15 protein-coding genes are annotated in these 19,307 nt (G+C 68.7%); 3 read left to right on the top strand and 12 right to left on the bottom strand.

Features of this window, described 5'->3' with window-relative positions; translation table 11 throughout:
* The first annotated feature begins 134 nt into the window (after positions 1-134).
* Both AB0I51_RS01485 and AB0I51_RS01480 read left to right on the top strand, forming a co-directional pair.
* Positions 135-701 carry a hypothetical protein gene (locus AB0I51_RS01485; protein ID WP_362970227.1) on the top strand — a complete coding sequence of 189 codons (567 nt, stop codon included), beginning with the start codon at positions 135-137 and terminating at the stop codon, positions 699-701.
* 425 nt (positions 702-1,126) lie between these two features.
* On the top strand, positions 1,127-1,372 hold the full coding sequence (locus AB0I51_RS01480) for a hypothetical protein (RefSeq protein ID WP_362970225.1): 246 nt from the start codon (positions 1,127-1,129) through the stop codon (positions 1,370-1,372).
* Here the strand turns inward: AB0I51_RS01480 and AB0I51_RS01475 are convergent.
* From AB0I51_RS01475 to AB0I51_RS01425, 11 genes are all read right to left on the bottom strand, one after another.
* Entirely contained in the window at positions 1,362-3,308 is a 1,947-nt protein-coding gene (locus AB0I51_RS01475; protein WP_362970223.1) for a TIGR03960 family B12-binding radical SAM protein, read from the bottom strand. The two genes, AB0I51_RS01480 and AB0I51_RS01475, sit on opposite strands and share 11 nt — an antisense overlap.
* A 79-nt stretch (positions 3,309-3,387) precedes the next feature.
* A complete protein-coding gene (locus tag AB0I51_RS01470; RefSeq protein WP_362970221.1) occupies positions 3,388-4,899 on the bottom strand; it encodes a CYTH and CHAD domain-containing protein in 1,512 nt (503 codons plus the stop codon).
* An 88-nt stretch (positions 4,900-4,987) separates the two neighbouring features.
* Positions 4,988-6,184 carry a rod shape-determining protein RodA gene (gene rodA / locus AB0I51_RS01465; RefSeq protein ID WP_362970219.1) on the bottom strand — a complete coding sequence of 399 codons (1,197 nt, stop codon included), beginning with the start codon at positions 6,182-6,184 and terminating at the stop codon, positions 4,988-4,990.
* A complete protein-coding gene (gene mrdA / locus AB0I51_RS01460) occupies positions 6,181-8,445 on the bottom strand; it encodes a penicillin-binding protein 2 (protein WP_362970217.1) in 2,265 nt (754 codons plus the stop codon). The genes rodA and mrdA overlap by 4 nt, the downstream gene beginning before the upstream one ends.
* A 79-nt stretch (positions 8,446-8,524) precedes the next feature.
* On the bottom strand, positions 8,525-9,193 hold the full coding sequence (gene mreD / locus AB0I51_RS01455) for a rod shape-determining protein MreD (RefSeq protein ID WP_362970215.1): 669 nt from the start codon (positions 9,191-9,193) through the stop codon (positions 8,525-8,527).
* A gap of 15 nt (positions 9,194-9,208) precedes the next feature.
* Positions 9,209-10,141, bottom strand: coding sequence for a rod shape-determining protein MreC (mreC, locus tag AB0I51_RS01450; protein ID WP_362970213.1), 933 nt, complete (start codon positions 10,139-10,141; stop codon positions 9,209-9,211).
* Between the two features lie 169 nt (positions 10,142-10,310).
* Positions 10,311-11,330, bottom strand: coding sequence for a rod shape-determining protein (locus tag AB0I51_RS01445; protein ID WP_019065566.1), 1,020 nt, complete (start codon positions 11,328-11,330; stop codon positions 10,311-10,313).
* Positions 11,331-11,605: 275 nt separating this feature from the next.
* Entirely contained in the window at positions 11,606-12,019 is a 414-nt protein-coding gene (gene ndk, locus AB0I51_RS01440) for a nucleoside-diphosphate kinase (protein WP_362970211.1), read from the bottom strand.
* 125 nt (positions 12,020-12,144) lie between these two features.
* Entirely contained in the window at positions 12,145-12,507 is a 363-nt protein-coding gene (locus AB0I51_RS01435) for a DUF4233 domain-containing protein (protein ID WP_362970209.1), read from the bottom strand.
* 5 nt (positions 12,508-12,512) lie between these two features.
* Positions 12,513-14,000 (bottom strand): folylpolyglutamate synthase/dihydrofolate synthase family protein, encoded by a 1,488-nt coding sequence (locus AB0I51_RS01430; protein ID WP_362970207.1) that lies wholly within the window; start codon positions 13,998-14,000, stop codon positions 12,513-12,515.
* A 163-nt stretch (positions 14,001-14,163) separates the two neighbouring features.
* Positions 14,164-16,788 (bottom strand): valine--tRNA ligase, encoded by a 2,625-nt coding sequence (locus tag AB0I51_RS01425; RefSeq protein ID WP_362970206.1) that lies wholly within the window; start codon positions 16,786-16,788, stop codon positions 14,164-14,166.
* Positions 16,789-16,923: 135 nt separating this feature from the next.
* Between AB0I51_RS01425 and AB0I51_RS01420 the strand changes: the two genes are divergently transcribed.
* Entirely contained in the window at positions 16,924-17,913 is a 990-nt protein-coding gene (locus AB0I51_RS01420; protein WP_362970205.1) for a hypothetical protein, read from the top strand.
* 92 nt (positions 17,914-18,005) lie between these two features.
* On the opposite strand, the gene clpX is transcribed toward AB0I51_RS01420, so the two are convergent.
* Entirely contained in the window at positions 18,006-19,292 is a 1,287-nt protein-coding gene (clpX, locus tag AB0I51_RS01415) for an ATP-dependent Clp protease ATP-binding subunit ClpX (RefSeq protein WP_019065572.1), read from the bottom strand.
* Between the last annotated feature and the right edge of the window lie 15 nt (positions 19,293-19,307).

Raw genomic sequence — 19,307 nt, 5'->3', positions numbered from 1 at the left:
CGCTCGCGCTGGTCCTGGCAGCCGGCGTAGCCAGTCCGGCCGCCGCCGCGGCGCGGAACGTGACCGATCGGACCACTGCGACAGCCGGCCACGGCGGCGACAGGTGCAAGCCGGGCCACCATCACAAGTCCCGGGTGAGCGAAGCCGGCGGCAAGGGCGACTGCAAGGGACCGACGGGCCCCACCGGCCCGAAGGGCGACAAGGGCGCCACCGGACCGACGGGACCGACCGGCCCCCAGGGAGCGACCGGACCACAGGGTCTGCCCGGCACCCCGGGAGCCACCGGAGCCACAGGTGCGGCAGCACCGTGCTCGGACATCGACGCCTACCACCCCCAGGGCAACGTCGAGTACCGCAGCGTACTGACCAACGGGCGCTACTACGCAGGCATTCGCGACCTCACCGGCAGCGAGGCCAACCCCATGCTGTGGACCGACCTCACCAACCACACCGGATACCCCGCGGGCGGCGCCGCGGGTCAACCGTGCGGCACCGCAGTGAGCGAGCACCCGACGTCCACGGGCGTACAGTTCGACGTCCTCACCACCACAGGACGGGTCTACGAGATCACCTGCGCGTTCGACGCCAACGGGCCCGACCCGGCGATCCTGAACTGCGGCACGAACACCGGCAACGTCTGGGCGGAGATGAACCGGCGACCGGCCACCGACGCCGTGAACGGCGGGACGATCGTCCCCTGACCTACGAACGGGGGTCCGCCGGACCGGCTTCCGCTCCATCGGACCCCCTTCGCTCACCGGCCCAGCGCGAACCTCGGTGCGCGTCCCCGCCCCCCGGCCCCGCGGGCTGCTTCACCGTCAACGGCAGCAGCTTCTTCCTCGTGGGACCGATCCGGACGGACATGTCCATCTGCCAACACAAACCAACGGAGCCATATCAACCGCACATGTGCGGTTGATATGGACCGAATGGCCCCCGAAACTGCCGCAGTCGGCCCACTGCACAGGCCGACCGTCACCTCCTGCGACCCGCGGGATCGGCGCACGCTGGCAGCATGACCGGTAATCAGATACCCCCAGGCAACGGGTCATGGCACCCGAAAGGCTTCATGATCCTCACTCCGTCGCACATCGAAGTCACGGTCGGAGAAGAGTTCACTTCGTCAGTGACCGTGTGGCCCGCAGGGCCACAGCACATCGTGAACGCCTCCGCACCCGCCGGATCGGACCTGCAGGTCGAGGTGAAAGGCCACAAGGTGACGGTCACCGGGCGTCTTGGGCGCGCGGGCGAGAAACACGCCGTCCAGGTGACCGTGCGGACCGGGCCGGACATCGCCCGCGACACCCTGACCATCGAGGGCACCGACGTTCACCGGTCGGCGGCGGGGTCCGCCCACTCCGCTACTTGTTGACCACGGACAGAGGAAGCAGCTTCTTCCCCGTGGGGCCGATCTGGATGGACGTGTCCATCTGCGGACACACCCCGCAGTCGAAGCACGGCGTCCACCGGCAGTCCTCGACCTCTGTCTCGTCGAGGGCGTCCTGCCAGTCCTCCCAGAGCCAGTCCTTGTCGAGGCCAGAGTCCAGGTGGTCCCAGGGGAGGACCTCCTCGTAGGTCTTCTCGCGGGTGGTGTACCAGTCGACGTCGACACCGAACGCGGGCAGTGTCTTCTCCGCGCAGCGCATCCAGCGCTCGTAGGAGAAGTGCTCGCGCCAGCCGTCGAAGCGGCCGCCGTCCTCGTAGACCGCGCGGATCACCGCGCCCACTCGCCGGTCGCCCCTCGACAGCAGGCCCTCGACGATGCCCGGCTTGCCGTCGTGATAGCGGAAGCCGATCGAGCGGCCGTACTTCTTGTCGCCGCGGATCTTGTCCCGGAGCTTCGCGAGGCGGGCGTCCGTCTCCTCCGCCGAGAGCTGCGGGGCCCACTGGAACGGGGTGTGGGGCTTGGGGACGAAGCCGCCGATCGAGACCGTGCAGCGGATGTCGTTCTGGCCGGAGACCTTGCGGCCCTCGGCGATCACCTTCATCGCCATGTCGGCGATCTGGAGGACGTCCTCGTCGGTCTCGGTCGGCAGGCCGCACATGAAGTACAGCTTCACCTGGCGCCAGCCGTTGCCGTACGCCGTCGAGACGGTGCGGATGAGGTCGTCCTCCGACACCATCTTGTTGATGACCTTGCGCAGGCGCTCCGAGCCGCCCTCGGGGGCGAAGGTGAGGCCGGAGCGGCGGCCGTTGCGCGTCAGCTCGTTCGCCAGGTCGACGTTGAAGGCGTCCACGCGGGTCGACGGGAGGGACAGGCCGATCTTGTCCTCCGTGTACCGGTCCGCCAGGCCCTTCGCGATGTCGCCGATCTCCGAGTGGTCGGCCGAGGAGAGCGACAGCAGGCCGACCTCCTCGAAGCCCGTTGCCTTCAGGCCCTTCTCGACCATCTCGCCGATGCCCGTGATCGACCGCTCCCGCACCGGGCGGGTGATCATGCCCGCCTGGCAGAAGCGGCAGCCGCGCGTGCAGCCGCGGAAGATCTCCACCGACATGCGCTCATGGACCGTCTCGGCGAGCGGGACCAGCGGCTGCTTGGGGTACGGCCATTCGTCGAGGTCCATGACCGTGTGCTTCGACACGCGCCATGGGACACCCGACTTGTTGGGGACCACGCGCGCGATACGGGCGTCCGGCAGGTACTCGACGTCGTAGAACGCCGGGATGTAGACCGAACCCGTCTTGGCCAGCCGGAAGAGGACCTCCTCGCGCCCGCCCGGGCGGCCCTCCGTCTTCCAGTTGCGGATGATCTTCGTCATGTCGAGGACGGCCTGCTCGCCGTCGCCGATGATCACCGCGTCGATGAAGTCCGCGATCGGCTCGGGGTTGAAGGCCGCGTGGCCGCCCGCCAGCACGATCGGGTCGTCCAGCGTGCGGTCCTTCGACTCCAGCGGGATGCCCGCCAGGTCCAGGGCCGTCAGCATGTTCGTGTAGCCGAGTTCGGTGGAGAAGCTGAGCCCGAACACGTCGAAGGCGCCGACCGGGCGGTGGCTGTCGACCGTGAACTGCGGGACGCTGTGCTCCCGCATCAGCGCCTCCAGGTCGGGCCACACGCTGTACGTGCGCTCGGCGAGGACGCCCTCCTGCTCGTTCAGGACCTCGTAGAGGATCATGACGCCCTGGTTGGGCAGGCCGACCTCGTAGGCGTCCGGGTACATCAGCGCCCAGCGGACGTCGCACGACTCCCACGGCTTGACCGTGGAGTTGAGCTCGCCTCCGACGTACTGGATCGGCTTCTGCACATGCGGGAGCAGGGCTTCGAGCTGCGGAAACACGGACTCTGCGGCCGCAGCGACTTCGGCAGGCATCTCGCGAACCTTCGTGAGCGGTACTGAACGGACGGGTGACCATCCAGACTAACGCGATCCCGGAGGTCCCCCGTACGGCTCAGAGGGGCGCCCCGGTCCCGATCTCCTCCCACACCCCCGGCAGCGCCGCTTCCACGGCCGCCGCCCGCTGCTCCTCCCGCCCGTACAGCACGCCGTAAGTGAACGAGCTCTCCCCCGCCGCGTGCGCCACCGCGGACAGCTCGCGCAGGGTCAGCCGGACCATGACGCTGTCCTGGTGCTCGCCGAGCAGGCTGGTCAGGGACTTCATGGACTTGGCCAGCTCACGGGCCGGAGCGCCGAGCGCGGGGCTCGCCGCCTCCGCCGCGTACCGGGTGCGCTTGGCCTTCTTGCGGGCCTCGTGCAGCGCGAGGTCGCGGTCCGCGCCGGGCGGGGCCTCGATCGCCTCCTCGACGAGCGCCGAGACCTTCCCGAAGTTCTTGCGTACGGCCTTGCCGATCACCTTCTCCGGCCTGCCGGCGGCGTCCGGCAGCAGGGGCGGCTCGGCCACCAGCGCGTCCAGGGTGTCGAGCAGCTCGAGATACCGCTTGGAGTCCAGGACGCCGATGAGCCGTCGGCGCGAGCCGCCCCGACGGGCGTTGGCCCAGGTGCGCATGCGGGTGCGGATCGGGCCGGAGACGAGCGTGCGGGGCAGTTCGCCGAGGACCGTCGTCAGGCGTTCGGTCATCACCTCGCGGTCCCGGTCCACGCCCAACTCGCCCGCCAGCCACTTCAGTTCCTCGCCGACCGGGTCGGTGACCGTGCGGTCGAGGACCTTGGCGTACGAGCGGAGGGTGCTGCGCAGCCGGCGGGTGGCGACCCGCATGCGGTGCACCGAGTCGTAGGCGTCCTGCCGTACGGCGGGGTCGAGTTCGAGGATCGCGTCGCGCTGGGCGCGGACGTAGGCGAGGACGTGGTCACCGGCGGTCCGGGGTTCCTCGGGGGCCGGGGGCGCCTTGCGCTTCCCGGACTTCTTCGGGGCGGTCTCCGCCAGCGCCCGCGCCAGCTTCGACACGGACGACGACGGTCGTACGCCCGCCTTGCGCAACCGTTTCTCCACCTTGTCGAGGAAGACCGGGTCGCCGTCGTCGGCGAGTTCGACCTCGATCTCGGTCCACTGCGCGGTGCCGCCGCCGTCGGTGAGGCGTTCGGCGTGTACGGCGTCCACGCTGACCTCGGCGAGCAGCGCGCCGTCCGCGTCCACGAGGTGGCGTACGTCCCGGTCGGAGCGGAGCCGGACCAGGGGCAGCAGCTCGGCCTCGCGGACCCGGGAGCGGACCAGGCCGGCGAGGGTGCGCGGCAGGGTGTCGGAGAGCGGCTCACGGATCTCGTCGCGGACTCCGGGCGCGACCGGCACCTTCAGGTGCCAGCCCGCGTCCGAACCGCCGGTGCGGCGGCGCAGGGTCATCGAGGCATTGGCCAGGCGCTCGTCGGCCGTGTCGTAGTAGACGGCGTCCAGGTTCGCGACGCCCTTGTCGATGACGGCCCGGACACCGGCGACGCCGGTCAGGTCGGGCAGACCGCTGTCGTCGGACTCGTACTTACGCTCGATCTCGCGCTTTGTGTCCGCCATGAACCGAATCTAGTTGCTGAAGAGCCGGGATGGCAGGGGGCGCCCCAAATGAACCCAGGGGAAACCCACGCGAATCCGCAGGTTACGGCTATGCGGACATGGGGCGCTGGACCCGGATCGACTGCAGCAGCCCCACCGCGATCCACACCGCGAACATCGACGTTCCGCCGTACGACACGAAGGGCAGTGGCAGGCCGGTGACGGGCATGATGCCGAGGGTCATGCCGACGTTCTCGAAGGACTGGAAGGCGAACCAGGCGACGACTCCGGCGGCGACGATCGTGCCGTAGAGCTCGGTCGAGTCGCGGGCGATGCGGCAGGCGCGCCACAGCACCACGCCCAGGAGGACGAGGATCAGGCCCGCGCCGACGAAGCCCAGTTCCTCGCCCGCGACCGTGAAGACGAAGTCTGTTTGTTGCTCCGGGACGAACTGGCCCGTGGTCTGCGAACCGTGGAAGAGGCCCGCGCCGGTGAGGCCGCCGGAGCCGATCGCGATGCGGGCCTGGTTGGTGTTGTAGCCGACGCCTGCCGGGTCGAGGCTCGGGTTGGCGAAGGCGGCGAAGCGGGCGATCTGGTACTCGTCCAGGATGTGCAGCTGCCACACCGCGACCGCGCCGATCGCGCCGGCGCCCAGCAGGCCGAAGATCCAGCGGTTGGAGGCGCCGGAGGCCAGCAGCACGCCGAGCACGATGATGACCATGACCATGACCGATCCGAGGTCGGGCATCAGCATGACGATCATCATCGGGACTGAGGCCAGGCCCAGGGCCTGGAGGACCGTGCGGTGGTCGGGGTAGGGCTTGTCGCCCGCGTCGACCCGGGCGGCGAGGATCATCGCCATGCCCAGGATGATCGTGATCTTCACGAACTCGGAGGGCTGGAGCGAGAAGCCGCCGCCGAGGACGATCCAGGAGTGCGCGCCGTTGACCGTGGAGCCGAGCGGGGTGAGCACCAGCAGGATGCCGAACACCGAGGCGCCGTACAGGAAGGGGACGATGACGCGCAGGGTGCGGTGGCCGACCCAGACGACGGCGATCATCAGGGCGATGCCGATGCCTGTGTTCATCAGGTGCCGGATCAGGAAGTAGTACTCGTCGCCCTGGTTGATCTCGGTGCGGTTGCGGGTCGCCGAGAAGACCAGTACCGAGCCGATCAGGGAGAGGCCGATCGCGGACAGCAGTATCGGCCAGTCCAGGCGGCGGGCCAGCGAGTCACGGGCGAAGACCCGCGTCCAGCCGGCCCGTTCGGGGCCGTATCCGGAAACGGAGAAGCTGTTGCCGGTCATGTGAGCATCCTCCGGCTTCCCCTTCTGCGCGGGCGCCTGCGGGTGTTGCTGTTGGTGGGGTTCGGTGTGGGCGAGGTGGCGGGCGGCTGGGTGTCGTCCGCGGCCGTGACCCCTCCCTGGGTCGCCTTCTCCTGCTGCTTCTCCAGCTCCTTGGCCGGGTCGGCGGTGATCTTCGGGGAGGCGATCGTGCCGTCGGCGCGGACCTTCGGGAGGCTCGTCTGCGGGCTGGGCAGCAGCGCCTTCTTCTTGTCGATGGAGCCGTCGGCCTGGACGCCGTACATCGCGTTGTAGATGTTGCGCACGGCCTCACCGGAGGCGCCCGAACCGGTACCGGCCTGGGCGATCGTCATGACGACCGTGTAGTCCTTGGTGTAGGTCGCGAACCACGAGGTGGTCTGCTTGCCGTAGACCTCGGCCGTACCCGTCTTGGCGTGCAGCTCGATCTTGTCCTGCGGCCAGCCCTGGAACTTCCAGGCGGCGGTACCGCTGGTGACCACGCCCGCGAGGGCCTTGTCGATGCCCTTGTGCGTGGCCGCGCTGATCGGCAGCTTGGCCTTCACCTTGGGCTTGATCTCCGTGACCGTCTTGCCGTCGGCGCTGACGATCGCCTTGCCGATGGTCGGGACGTACTCGGTGCCGCCGTTGGCGAGGGCGCCGTAGATCATGGCCTCCTGGATCGGGGTGACGAGGGTGTCGCCCTGGCCGATGGAGTAGTTGATCGAGTCGCCCTCACGCATCTTGTTGCCTTCGAGGCAGTTCTCGTAGGCGATCTTCTGGACGTAGGTGCCGTCCTTCTTGCCGGTCTTGCACCAGTAGGCCTTGTTGGCCTCGTAGGTCTCCTGCTTCCACTTGCGGTCCGGGACACGGCCGGTGACCTCGTTCGGGAGGTCGACGCCGGTCGTCTTGCCGAGGCCGAACTGGTGGGCCGCCTTGTAGAAGTAGTCCTTCGGCTGGCCCTTCTTCGGGTTGATGCCGCCGTCCTTCTTCCACTGGGCGTCGGCGAGACCGTAGAAGACGGTGTCGCAGGAGACTTCGAGCGCGCGGCCCAGGGAGATCGGGCCGAAGTTCTCGCCCTCGAAGTTCTTGAAGACCTGGCCGCCCACCGAGTACGAACTCGTGCAGGGGTAGCCGCCGTCCCACTCGTAGCCGGCCTCGACCGCGGCGGCCGTGGAGACCACCTTGAACGTCGAACCGGGCGCCGACTGACCCTGTATGGCCCTGTTGAGCAGCGGGTAGTCGGAGTTCTTGCCGGTGAGCTGCTTGTAGTCCTTGGCGGAGATGCCGCCGACCCAGACGTTCGGGTCGTACGTCGGCGCGGACGCCATCGCGACGATCCGGCCGGTCTTGGCCTCCATCACGACCACGGCGCCGGAGTCGGCCTTGTAGTTCTCGCCGGTGATCTTGTCGAACTGCTGGCGGGCAGTCTTCATCGCCTTGTCGAGCTGGTACTCGGCGACCCGTTGCACCCTGGCGTCGATACTGGTGACGAGGTTCGAACCGGGCTGCGGGGCATCGGACTTGGCCTTGCCGATCACGCGGCCGAGGTTGTCGACCTCGTAGCGGGTGACGCCCGCCTTGCCGCGCAGCTCCTTGTCGTACTGGCGCTCCAGGCCGGAGCGGCCGACCTGGTCGGAGCGCAGATACGGCGAGTCGGAGTCCTTGGCCTGGGTGATCTCGTCGTCGGTGACCGGCGAGAGGTAGCCGAGGACCTGGGCCGCGTTGGCGTCACCGGGGGCCGCGTAACGGCGGACGGCCTCGGGCTCGGCGGTGATGCCGGGGAAGTCCTCGGAGCGCTCCCGGATCTGCAGGGCCTGCTTGGCGGTGGCCTCGTCGGTGATCGGGATCGGCTGGTACGGCGAGCCGTTCCAGCACGGCTGCGGGGTCTTCGCGTCGCACAGCCGGACCTTCTGGATGACGTCCTCGGGCTTCAGACCCAGCACGCCGGCCAGCTTGGTGAGGACGGCCTTGCCGTCGTCGGCCTGCTTCAGCAGGTCGGTGCGGGAGGCGGAGACCACCAGCCGGGTCTCGTTGTCCGCGAGGGGCACACCGCGCGCGTCCAGTATCGAGCCGCGCACCGCGGGATCGACGACCTGCTGCACATGGTTGCCGGACGCTTCCTTCTGGTAGGCGGAGCCCTCACGGATCTGCAGGTACCAGAGGCGCCCGCCGAGGGTGCCGAGGAGGGAGAGGACGAGGATCTGGATGACGACGAGCCTGATCTGGACCCGTGGAGTCCGTCCGGTCTCCGGGATGTTGGTCACTGGTGCTGCCTCCCCCTCTCGATGTGTGTATGAGTCATATACGACGGACCTGTGTGCCCGTACGCCAACTCCCCGGTGGTCAAAGCCTCTTGACCCCCTTGATACGTCCCGCCCGGGCCACCCGCGCGCGAGCCGTCTTCAGCTTCAGGCCACCGCGCTGGCCGCCGATCCTGAGACCGGTGCCCGAGGCGAGCCAACCCGATGAGATGTCGGCCGACTTGGCGGCGTTGGTCTCCGCGAGCGGGTCGTTGTCGGCGCGGCGGGCCAGCGCCATGACGCCGGGGACGACGAACGGGGCGAGCAGCAGGTCGTACAGGGCGGCCGTGAACAGCAGGCTGGGCAGGCCGACATGGCGGGCGGCGGTGTCGCCGACGAGGGCGCCGACACCGGCGTAGAGGAGGGTGGAGCCGATCGCGGCGGCGACCACGACGGCCATCGGGCCGGTGGCCGACTTGAGGCGGCCGTTCTCCGGTTTCGCCAGGCCCGCGAGGTAGCCGATGACGCAGAGCACGAGCGCGTAGCGGCCGGCCGCGTGGTCGGCGGGCGGGGCGAGGTCGGCGAGGAGTCCGGCGCCGAAGCCGATGAGGGCGCCGGTGACATGGCCGTAGACCATGGCCAGGCCCAGGACCGTGAGAAGGAGCAGGTCGGGGACGGCGCCCGGGAGGTGGAGGCGGGCGAGGACGCTCACCTGGATCACCATGGCGACGACGACCAGCGGCACGGAGAGCAGGATCCGGTTGACACGCATGGGGATTCGCTCCTACTACTGGCCGGCGGCCGGCGCGCTTGCGGACGGGGTGACCGTGACGGTCACCGTCGGGATCGGGGTCGGCTTGGGCTTCGCGGGCAGGACCGTGTCGCGCGGGTCCTTCTTCGGGGCCTCCACGACCACACCGACGATGTCGAGCTTGGTGAAGTTGACGTAGGGCGTGACGTACAGCGTGCGGGTCAGGCCGCCGCCGGAGGGGTCGACGCGGGAGACCACACCGACCGGGACACCGGGCACGAACGGCTTGTCGGACTGCGAGCCGAAGGTGACCAGCCGGTCGCCCTTCTGCACCTCCGCCTTGCCGTTGAGGAGTTCGACGCGCAGCGGGCCGTCGCCCTCGCCGGAGGCGAAGCCGAGTTCGTCGCTGCCCTCCATGCGGGTGCCGACGGTGAAGTCGGGGTCGTTGGCGAGGAGGACGGTGGAGGCGTCCGGGCCGACGGTCGTGACGCGGCCGACCAGTCCGTCGCCGTTGAGGACGGTCATGTCGCGCTTGATGCCGTCGTTGGCGCCGACGTCGATGGTGATCGTCCAGGAGAAGCTCTGCGCGGCTCCTATCGCGATGACCTGGGCGCCCTTGATGCCGTACTGGCCCTCGCCGGCCACCTTCAGCATCTTGTCCAGCTGGGTCAGGCGGCTGCGGTTGCGGTCGTCGCTGCCGAGCTTCGCCTTGAGGGCCGCGTTCTCCTTCTCCAGGAGTGCGAGCCGGTCGTGCCGCTCACCGGAGTCGCGGACTGCCGAGATCGCGTCGCCGACCGGGTTCACGGCGGACGACACGCCGTTCTCGATCGGGCCGAACACGGTGGCCGCGGCCCGGCGGGCACCCTCGACCGGGGAGTCCTGCCCTCCCCGGATGTCCACCGTGATCAACGCGAACGCGACGGCGATCAGCAGCACCAGGAGCAGCCGGCTCTCTCGTGTGTCCCTCACGTGCGGCGGCCGTGCCTTCCTCATAGAAATGTGCAGAGGTTCGGGTATGCAGGTGTGTACGAGGGCCCGTCAGATGTGAACGAAGGCCTATGACGGAGCCTATGCCTCCGTATCAACGATCCGCCGCACGAGAAGAGATCATCCCGTACGGCGGAATCGAAGTGTTACGTCATCTGCGCGGCTGGGCGTCCAGAACCTGCTGGAGCGCCTCGAACTCCTCGACGCACTTGCCGGAGCCGAGCGCCACGCTGTCCAGCGGGTCCTCCGCGATGTGGATCGGCATACCGGTCTCCCGGCGCAGCCGCTCGTCGAGACCCTTCAGCAGGGCTCCACCGCCGGTCAGAACGATTCCGCGGTCCATGATGTCCCCGGACAGCTCCGGCGGGCACTTGTCGAGGGTCGTCTTCACCGCGTCGACGATCGCGTTGACGGGCTCTTCGATCGCCTTGCGGACTTCGCCGGCGGAGATGACGACGGTCTTGGGCAGGCCGGAGACCAGGTCCCGGCCGCGGATTTCGGTGTGCTGGTCGTCGTCGAGGTCGTACGCGGAACCGATCGTGATCTTGATCTGCTCAGCCGTCCGCTCACCCAGAAGGAGCGAGTACTCCTTCTTGATGTGCTGGATGATCGCGTTGTCCAACTCGTCGCCCGCGACGCGGATGGACTGGGCGGTGACGATGCCACCGAGCGAGATGACCGCGACCTCCGTGGTGCCGCCGCCGATGTCCACCACCATGTTGCCCGTGGCCTCGTGGACCGGCAGGCCGGAACCGATGGCCGCGGCCATGGGCTCCTCGATGATGTGCACCTGGCGGGCGCCGGCCTGGGACGACGCCTCGATGACGGCACGGCGCTCGACGCCCGTGATGCCCGAGGGCACACAGACGACGACACGGGGGCGGGCCAGATAGCGCCGCTTGTGGATCTTCAGGATGAAGTAGCGGAGCATGCGCTCGGTGATCTCGAAGTCGGCGATGACACCGTCCTTCAGCGGACGTACGGCAACGATGTTGCCGGGCGTGCGCCCGATCATCTTCTTGGCTTCGGAGCCGACCGCGAGAATGCCACCGGTGTTGGTGTTGATCGCGACGACGGACGGCTCGTTGAGTACGATCCCGCGACCCCTGACGTACACCAGCGTGTTGGCGGTCCCGAGGTCGACAGCCATGTCACGGCCGATGAACGACATTGAGTTCCCCATCAGGATTCGTCTGGCCTTCCTGGGAGCTTTGAGGGCTTTTCAGGTCGGCGAAGTGGGTGCTGTGACGTGAAGGCTTCCATCGTAGACGCGCCTGCACGAACACTGCGCGAGGGTCTTCGCCATTGTCAGCATGTGAGGCGCCGCCTCGCTTGTGGAGACGGCCCAACGGGGGCACTCGTTCCCCCGATCGGCACGCATATGCCAAGAGACGGCCGGAAAAACGCGGCCGCCCCTGGTCAGGCATGTGGGTTACTGATGGAGGTTCAGGAACGCCCCGGGAAGAAGATCTTCACCTCGCGTTCGGCGGACTCCGCCGAGTCCGAGGCGTGGATCAGGTTCTCCCGCACGATGACACCGAAGTCCCCGCGGATCGAGCCCGGCGCGGCGGCGATCGGGTCGGTCGGACCGGCCAGCGCGCGCACCCCCTCGACGACCCGCTCGCCCTCGACGATCAGGGCCACGACCGGACCGGAGGCCATGAACTCCACCAGCGGCTCGTAGAAGGGCTTGCCCTTGTGCTCGCCGTAGTGCTGCTCCAGCGTGTCCCGGTCCAGGGTGCGCAGCTCCAGCGCGGTGATCTGCCAGCCGGCCTTGCGCTCGATACGGCTGATGATCTCGCCGGTCAGGCCACGACGAACGGCGTCGGGCTTGAGCAGGACGAGGGTGCGCTGGGTCACGACGGGACTCCTTCTGATCATGATGGTGCGGGTCGGCTCATGGTCGTGTCACGGTCGTCTCACGACAAGGCCGAGGCTACAGGGCGTGTCCATGCGTCCATTACGCAGCGTCAGGTGTAGTGGAGTCACGCCGCCCCGGGAGCGGATTCGGCCTGCGCGGCCTGCGCCGCGAACCGCGCCTTCGCCTCGTCGATCTTCCGGCCGTAGTGCACCGACGCCCACCACAGGGCCGCGAAGATCGCCCCCAGGAAGAACATCGACGGCACCACGAAGCCCGCCGCGATCAGCGCGATCTGCAGCGCCCAGCCGAGCACGATGCCGGCCGGCCGGGTCACCACGCCGCACAGCGCGACCGACAGGAACATCGCGATCCCGCACACCGTCCACACCGTGGACGTGGTCAGATCCGGGTCCTTCATGGCGACCAGACCGGCGAAACCGATCACGAAGAACTCGCCGAGCAGCGTCGAGGAACAGAGCGTACGCACGAAAGTCAGCCCCTCCCGAGGAGCAGTCGGGCCTCACCGACGGTGATGACGGAACCGGTGACGAGCACACCGCCGCCCGCGAACTCGCCGTCCTCCTCGGCCAGCGTGATCGCCGCCTCCAGTGCGTCCGGCAACCGCGGCTCGACCTGCACCCGCTCGTCGCCGAACACCTCGACGGCGATCGCGGCCAGCTCGTCCGCGTCCATCGCGCGATGACTGGAGTTCTGCGTGACGACGACCTCGGCGAACATCGGCTCGAAGGCTTCGAGCAGCCCGCGCACGTTCTTGTCCCCGCTGGCCCCCACCACTCCGATCAGCCTGCTGAAGTCGAACGCCTCCGCGACGGCTTCGGCGGTCGCACGGGCGCCCGCGGGGTTGTGCGCCGCGTCCAGCACAACGGTCGGCGACCGTCGCACCACCTCCAGCCGTCCCGGCGAGGTGACGGACGCGAAGGCCTTCCGGACCGTGTCGATCGCGAGCGGATCTGGCCGCTGGGCCCCGACACCGAAGAACGCCTCTACGGCGGCGAGGGCGACGGCTGCGTTGTGCGCCTGGTACGGCCCGTGGAGGGGGAGGTAGATCTCCTCGTACTCGCCGCCGAGGCCGCGCAGGTTGATGAGCTGTCCGCCGACCGCGACGTTCCGGGACACGACCCCGAATTCGAGACCCTCCCGGGCCACGGTCGCGTCCACCTCGACGGCCTTCTTCAGCAGCACCTGCGCCGCGTCCACCGGCTGCTGCGCCAGGATCACGGTCGCGTCCTGCTTGACGATGCCGGCCTTCTCCGTGGCGATCTCACCGGTCGTCTCGCCGAGGCGGTCGGTGTGGTCGAGATCGATCGGGGTGACCACGGCCACGTCCGCGTCGATGACGTTGGTGGCGTCCCAGGTGCCGCCCATCCCGACCTCCACGACGGCCACATCGACGGGCGCGTCCGCGAAGGCGGCGTACGCCATCCCCGTCAGCACCTCGAAGAACGACAGCCGGAACTCCTGCTGGGCGTCGACCATCTCGATGTACGGCTTGATGTCGTTGTACGTCTCGATGAACCGCTCGGCGGAGATCGGGGCGCCGTCGAGGCTGATGCGCTCGGTGATCGACTGGACATGCGGGGAGGTGTAGCGGCCGGTGCGGAGTTCGAAGGCGCCGAGGAGGGCCTCGATCATGCGGGCCGTGGACGTCTTGCCGTTCGTCCCCGTGATGTGGATCGAGGGGTACGAGCGCTGCGGGTCCCCCAGGACGTCCATCAGCGCGGCGATACGGCTGACCGACGGCTCCAGCTTCGTCTCGCCCCAGCGTGTGGCGAGCTCCGCCTCCACCTCGCGGAGGGCGGCGTCCAGCTCGGGGTCTTCGGGGCGCCCGGGGACGTCGGCCTGCGGCGCGCCGGTGCCCTGGGTGCGGAGGGTTCGGCTGCCGGCCTCGATGACCGCGAGGTCGGGGTCGCGGTCTGTCTCGGCCTCGATGATCTCGTCGAACGGGTCGCTGTCAGTCACAGGGCCAGTCTACGGAGGTCGCGTCGTCTTTCGTCTGCGGGCCCGGTGGGGGCTGGTCGCGCCCACGCGGCGGAGCCGCATATCGATACAGCCCCGCGCCCCTGGGTGAGACGGGGCCCCGGCGCTGAATACGCACCGGAGCCCCTTGCCCGACTACAGACCCTTACGCCTCCGGCAAGCCGTCCAGCTGGGCCTTGATGCGCTCGATGTCCTCGTCGGCCTTGGACAGGCGGCCCCGGATCTTGTCGACCACGTTGTCCGGGGCCTTGGCCAGGAACGCCTCGTTGCCGAGCTTGGCCGTCGCCTGGGCCTTCTCCTTCTCGGCCGCCGCCAGGTCCTTCGCGAGGCGCTTGCGCTCCGCCGCGACGTCGATCGTGCCGGAGAGGTCGAGGGCGACCGTGGCACCGCCGATCGGGAGGGTCGCCGTCGCCGCGAAGGTGTCGCCCTCCGGCTGGAGGCGGAGGAGCTGGCGGATGGCGGCCTCGTGGGGTGCGAGGGCCGTACCGGTCAGGGTGAGGCGGGCCGGGACGCGCTGGCCGGGCTGAAGGCCCTGGTCGGCGCGGAAACGGCGGACCTCGGTGATGACCTGCTGAAGGGTCTCGATCTCGCGCTCGGCCGCCTCGTCGCGGAAGCCACTGTCCTTCGGCCAGTCCGCGACGACGATCGACTCGCCGCCCGTGAGGGTCGTCCAGAGGGTCTCCGTGACGAACGGGACGATCGGGTGCAGCAACTTCAGGGTGACGTCGAGGACTTCACCCAGGACGCGGCCGGAGACCTTCGCGGGCTCGCCGCCCGCCTGGAACGTGGTCTTCGACAACTCGACGTACCAGTCGAAGACTTCGTCCCACGCGAAGTGGTAGAGCGCGTCGGAGAGCTTGGCGAACTGGAAGTCGTCGTAGAGCGCGTCGACTTGGGACACCGTCTTGTTGAGCCGGGAGAGGATCCAGCGGTCCGTCGCCGAGAGCCTCTCGGCGGGCGGGAGTTCGCCCTCGATCGTCGCGCCGTTCATCAGCGCGAAGCGGGTCGCGTTCCAGATCTTGTTGGCGAAGTTCCGGGACGCCTGGACCCAGTCCTCGCCGATCGGGACGTCCGTACCGGGGTTGGCGCCGCGGGCCAGGGTGAAGCGGACGGCGTCGGAGCCGTACGCGTTCATCCAGTCCAGCGGATCCACGGCCGTGCCCGAGGACTTGGACATCTTCTTGCCGAACTGGTCGCGGACCAGGCCCGTCAACGCGATGGTCCTGAAGGGGACTTCACCGTCCATCGCGTACAGGCCGAACATCATCATCCGGGCGACCCAGAAGAAGATGATGTCGTGGCCGGTGAGCAGGACGTCGGTCGGATAGAACTTCTTGAGATCCGGGGTCTGTTCGGGCCAGCCCAGGGTCGAGAAGGGCCAAAGGCCGGAGGAGAACCAGGTGTCCAGGACGTCGGAGTCCTGCGTCCAGCCCTCGCCGGTGGGGGCCTCGTCGTCCGGCCCGACGCAGACGACCTCACCCTCCGGGCCGTACCAGACCGGGATGCGGTGTCCCCACCACAACTGCCGTGAGATGCACCAGTCGTGGAGGTTGTCGACCCAGTCGAAGTAGCGCTTCTCCATCTCCTGCGGGTGGATCTTGACGCGGCCGTCACGGACCGCGTCCCCGGCCGCCTTCGCGAGCGGGGCGACCTTGACCCACCACTGCATGGACAGGCGCGGCTCGATGGTCGTCTTGCAGCGCGAGCAGTGGCCGACGGAGTGGACGTAGGGCCGCTTCTCGGCGACGATCCGGCCCTCGGCGCGCAGCGCGGCGACGATCGCGGAACGGGCCTCGAAACGGTCCAGGCCCTCGAAGGGGCCGTGGACGGTGATGACACCGCGCTCGTCCATGACGGTCAGCGACTCCAGGTCGTGCCGCTGGCCGATGGCGAAGTCGTTCGGGTCGTGGGCCGGGGTCACCTTGACGGCGCCGGTGCCGAACTCCGGGTCGACGTGCGTGTCCGCGACGACCGGGATGGTGCGGTCGGTGAGCGGCAGCTTGATGTGCCGGCCGACGAGGTGCTTGTACCGCTCGTCGTCGGGGTGGACGGCGACGGCGGTGTCGCCGAGCATCGTCTCGGCGCGGGTCGTGGCGACGACGATGGTGTCGTCCCCCTCGCCGTACTTCATGGAGACGAGCTCGCCGTCGTCGTCCTGGTACTCGACCTCGATGTCCGAGATCGCGGTGAGACAGCGCGGGCACCAGTTGATGATGCGCTCGGCGCGGTAGATCAACTCGTCGTCGTAGAGCCGCTTGAAGATGGTCTGGACGGCCTGGGAGAGGCCCTCGTCCATGGTGAACCGCTCGCGGGTCCAGTCGACGCCGTCGCCCAGGCGGCGCATCTGGCCGAGGATCTTGCCGCCGTACTCGTCCTTCCACTGCCAGACGCGCTCGACGAACGCCTCACGCCCCAGATCGTGGCGGGACTTGCCCTCCTTGCCGAGCTCGCGCTCGACGACGTTCTGGGTGGCGATCCCCGCGTGGTCCATGCCCGGCAGCCACAGCGACTCGAAACCCTGCATCCGCTTACGGCGGGTCAGGGCGTCCATCAGCGTGTGCTGGAAGGCATGCCCGAGGTGGAGCGAGCCGGTGACGTTCGGCGGCGGGATGACGATCGTGTACGGCGGCTTCTCACTCTTCGCGTCCGCCTCGAAGTAACCCCGCTCCACCCAGCGCTCGTACAGCGGCCCCTCTACGTCGGCCGGCGCGTACTGGGTCGGCAGTTCGGAGTCGGGCGCTGATGGCTGCTGCTGAGCGTTCTCGGTCACGGGGCCAGTTTAGGGGTGTCGCGGGGGTGTCCCGAAACGCGTTTGTTCTGTAACGGTGCGGCCCCCGATGCCATGCGGTTCCTGTGACTGGGCGAGGATGTCGGGATCACATAAGTATCTGGAGGGGAACCCAGAATGAGCTACAACCAGCCGGGCCCGTACGACGGGCAGCCGCAGCAGCCCGGGCCGTACGGTCAGCCGGGTCCCTACGGCCCGCCTCCGCAGCAGGCGCCGCAGGGCGCCCCTCAGCCCGGCTACGGCTACCCCCAGCAGGCACCGCCCGCCCAGCCCGGTTACGGCTACCCGCAGCAGCCCCCGCAGGGCGTCCCGCCCCAGCCGAACCCGTACGGACAGCAGCCCTATGGTCAGCAACCGCCTTACGGCCAGCCGCCGTACGGCGTTCCGCAGCCCCCGGCGCCCGGTGGCGGGAAGAAGCGGACGGGGCTGATCATCGGCGCGGTGGCGGTCGTGGCCGCTGTGGCGGTCGGCGTGTACTTCGTGATCGGCGGCGGGAGCGGCAGCAGCGGCGGTGTGGCCGACGACGGCGCGCACAAGCTGACCGCGCCCGCGACGGTCATCAACGGGACGTACAAGAAGTCGGACAGCGACGCCGGCTCCGCGAACTCGATGACCGACGACGACAAGGCCGACTTCCAGAAGTGGGGCGTGAAGGACCCCGTGGAGGTCAGCGCCGGTTACGAGAACGGCTCGGGTCTGGCGCAGAAGACGCTGTCCTTCGACGGTGTGTACGGCACGATCGACGACCCGGAGGCCGTCGTGGACGCGATGTTCGCGAAGGTCAAGACGGAGTCGGAGAAGGACCAGAGCAGCGACAAGACCAGCGGCAAGCTGGTCGGGAGCCCGGAGAAGGTCACTCCGGCGGGCTTCTCCAACGGCATCATGAAGTGCCAGGTCGCCGAGATCGCCAACAACGACACGTCGAGCACCGCCGCCGGTGCCGCGAAGACCATCAAGTTGCCGATGTGCATCTGGGGCGACCACAGCACGGTCGCCGTCGTCAGCGCGTTCGGTATCGCCGAACTCGCCGCCGGGAACGGCGGAACCATCGAGAGCACGGCGTCCATGGCCGCGAAGCTCCGCAACGACGTCCGGGTCAAGGCCTGATGGCGTAGACCCTGCTCAAGAGGCTCCAACTGCGAGGGGGCCCCGGTCAGTTGGACTGACCGGGGCCCCCTCGGCAATGAAAGGACTTGTCGCTACGCCGTCTTCTGCTCGCCCGGCCCCCGGCCCCGCGCGTCACGCGGGATGAGGGTCGGGTTGACGTTCGAGAGGACGACGTCCGCCGTGATGACCACGCGGGCCACGTCCTTGCGGGACGGGACCTCGTACATGACGCCCTGGAGGACTTCCTCCATGATGGCGCGCAGGCCGCGTGCGCCGGTCTGGCGGAGGATGGCCTGGTCGGCGATGGCTTCGAGGGCCTCGCGCTCGAAGTCCAGCTCCACACCGTCGAGTTCGAAGAGGCGCTGGTACTGCTTCACCAGCGCGTTGCGCGGCTCGATGAGGATCTGGAGCAGGGCCTCGCGGTCCAGGTTGTGGACCGAGGTGATGACGGGGAGACGCCCGATGAACTCGGGGATCATGCCGAACTTGACCAGGTCCTCGGGCATGACGTCCTCGAACTGGTCCTTGGACTGCAGCTCCCGCTTGGAGCGGATCGTCGCCCCGAAGCCGATGCCCTTGGCGCCGGCCCTGGACTCGATGAGCTTCTCCAGGCCCGCGAAGGCACCGCCCACGATGAACAGGACGTTCGTCGTGTCGATCTGGATGAACTCCTGGTGGGGGTGTTTACGGCCGCCCTGCGGCGGGACCGAGGCCGTCGTCCCCTCCAGGATCTTCAACAGGGCCTGTTGGACGCCCTCGCCGGACACGTCACGGGTGATCGAGGGGTTCTCGCTCTTGCGAGCGACCTTGTCGATCTCATCGATGTAGATGATCCCGGTCTCGGCCTTCTTGACGTCGTAGTCCGCCGCCTGGATCAGCTTGAGCAGGATGTTCTCGACGTCCTCGCCGACATAGCCCGCCTCCGTGAGCGCGGTCGCGTCGGCGATCGCGAACGGGACGTTCAGCATGCGGGCCAGGGTCTGCGCGAGGAGGGTCTTGCCCGAGCCCGTGGGGCCGAGCAGGAGGATGTTGGACTTCGCCAACTCGATGGCGTCCTCGCGGCTCTGGCCGCCGCCGTTCTCACCGGCCTGGACGCGCTTGTAGTGGTTGTACACCGCGACCGAGAGTGCCTTCTTCGCCGACTCCTGGCCGACGACGTAACCCTCGAGGAACTCGTAGATCTCGCGGGGCTTGGGGAGTTCCTCCCAGCGCACCTCGCTCGTCTCCGCGAGTTCTTCCTCGATGATCTCGTTGCAGAGGTCGATGCACTCGTCGCAGATGTACACACCGGGCCCTGCGATGAGCTTCTTGACCTGCTTCTGGCTCTTGCCGCAGAACGAGCACTTGAGCAGATCGCCGCCGTCACCGATGCGTGCCACGGTGTGCTTCCCCTT

This window comes from Streptomyces sp. NPDC050549, assembly GCF_040655035.1.
Classification (GTDB): domain Bacteria; phylum Actinomycetota; class Actinomycetes; order Streptomycetales; family Streptomycetaceae; genus Streptomyces.
Note: the sequence above shows the minus strand (reverse complement) of the source record. Positions and strands in the feature narration are given on the sequence as shown.

Bases quoted from the DNA above. Each gene is read 5' to 3' on its own strand.
- AB0I51_RS01475 (WP_362970223.1), bottom strand. From the start codon at position 3,308: ATGCCTGCCGAAGTCGCTGCGGCCGCAGAGTCCGTGTTTCCGCAGCTC.
- AB0I51_RS01470 (WP_362970221.1), bottom strand. From the start codon at position 4,899: ATGGCGGACACAAAGCGCGAGATCGAGCGTAAGTACGAGTCCGACGAC.
- rodA (WP_362970219.1), bottom strand. From the start codon at position 6,184: ATGACCGGCAACAGCTTCTCCGTTTCCGGATACGGCCCCGAACGGGCC.
- mreD (WP_362970215.1), bottom strand. From the start codon at position 9,193: ATGCGTGTCAACCGGATCCTGCTCTCCGTGCCGCTGGTCGTCGTCGCC.
- AB0I51_RS01445 (WP_019065566.1), bottom strand. From the start codon at position 11,330: ATGTCGTTCATCGGCCGTGACATGGCTGTCGACCTCGGGACCGCCAAC.
- AB0I51_RS01420 (WP_362970205.1), top strand. From the start codon at position 16,924: ATGAGCTACAACCAGCCGGGCCCGTACGACGGGCAGCCGCAGCAGCCC.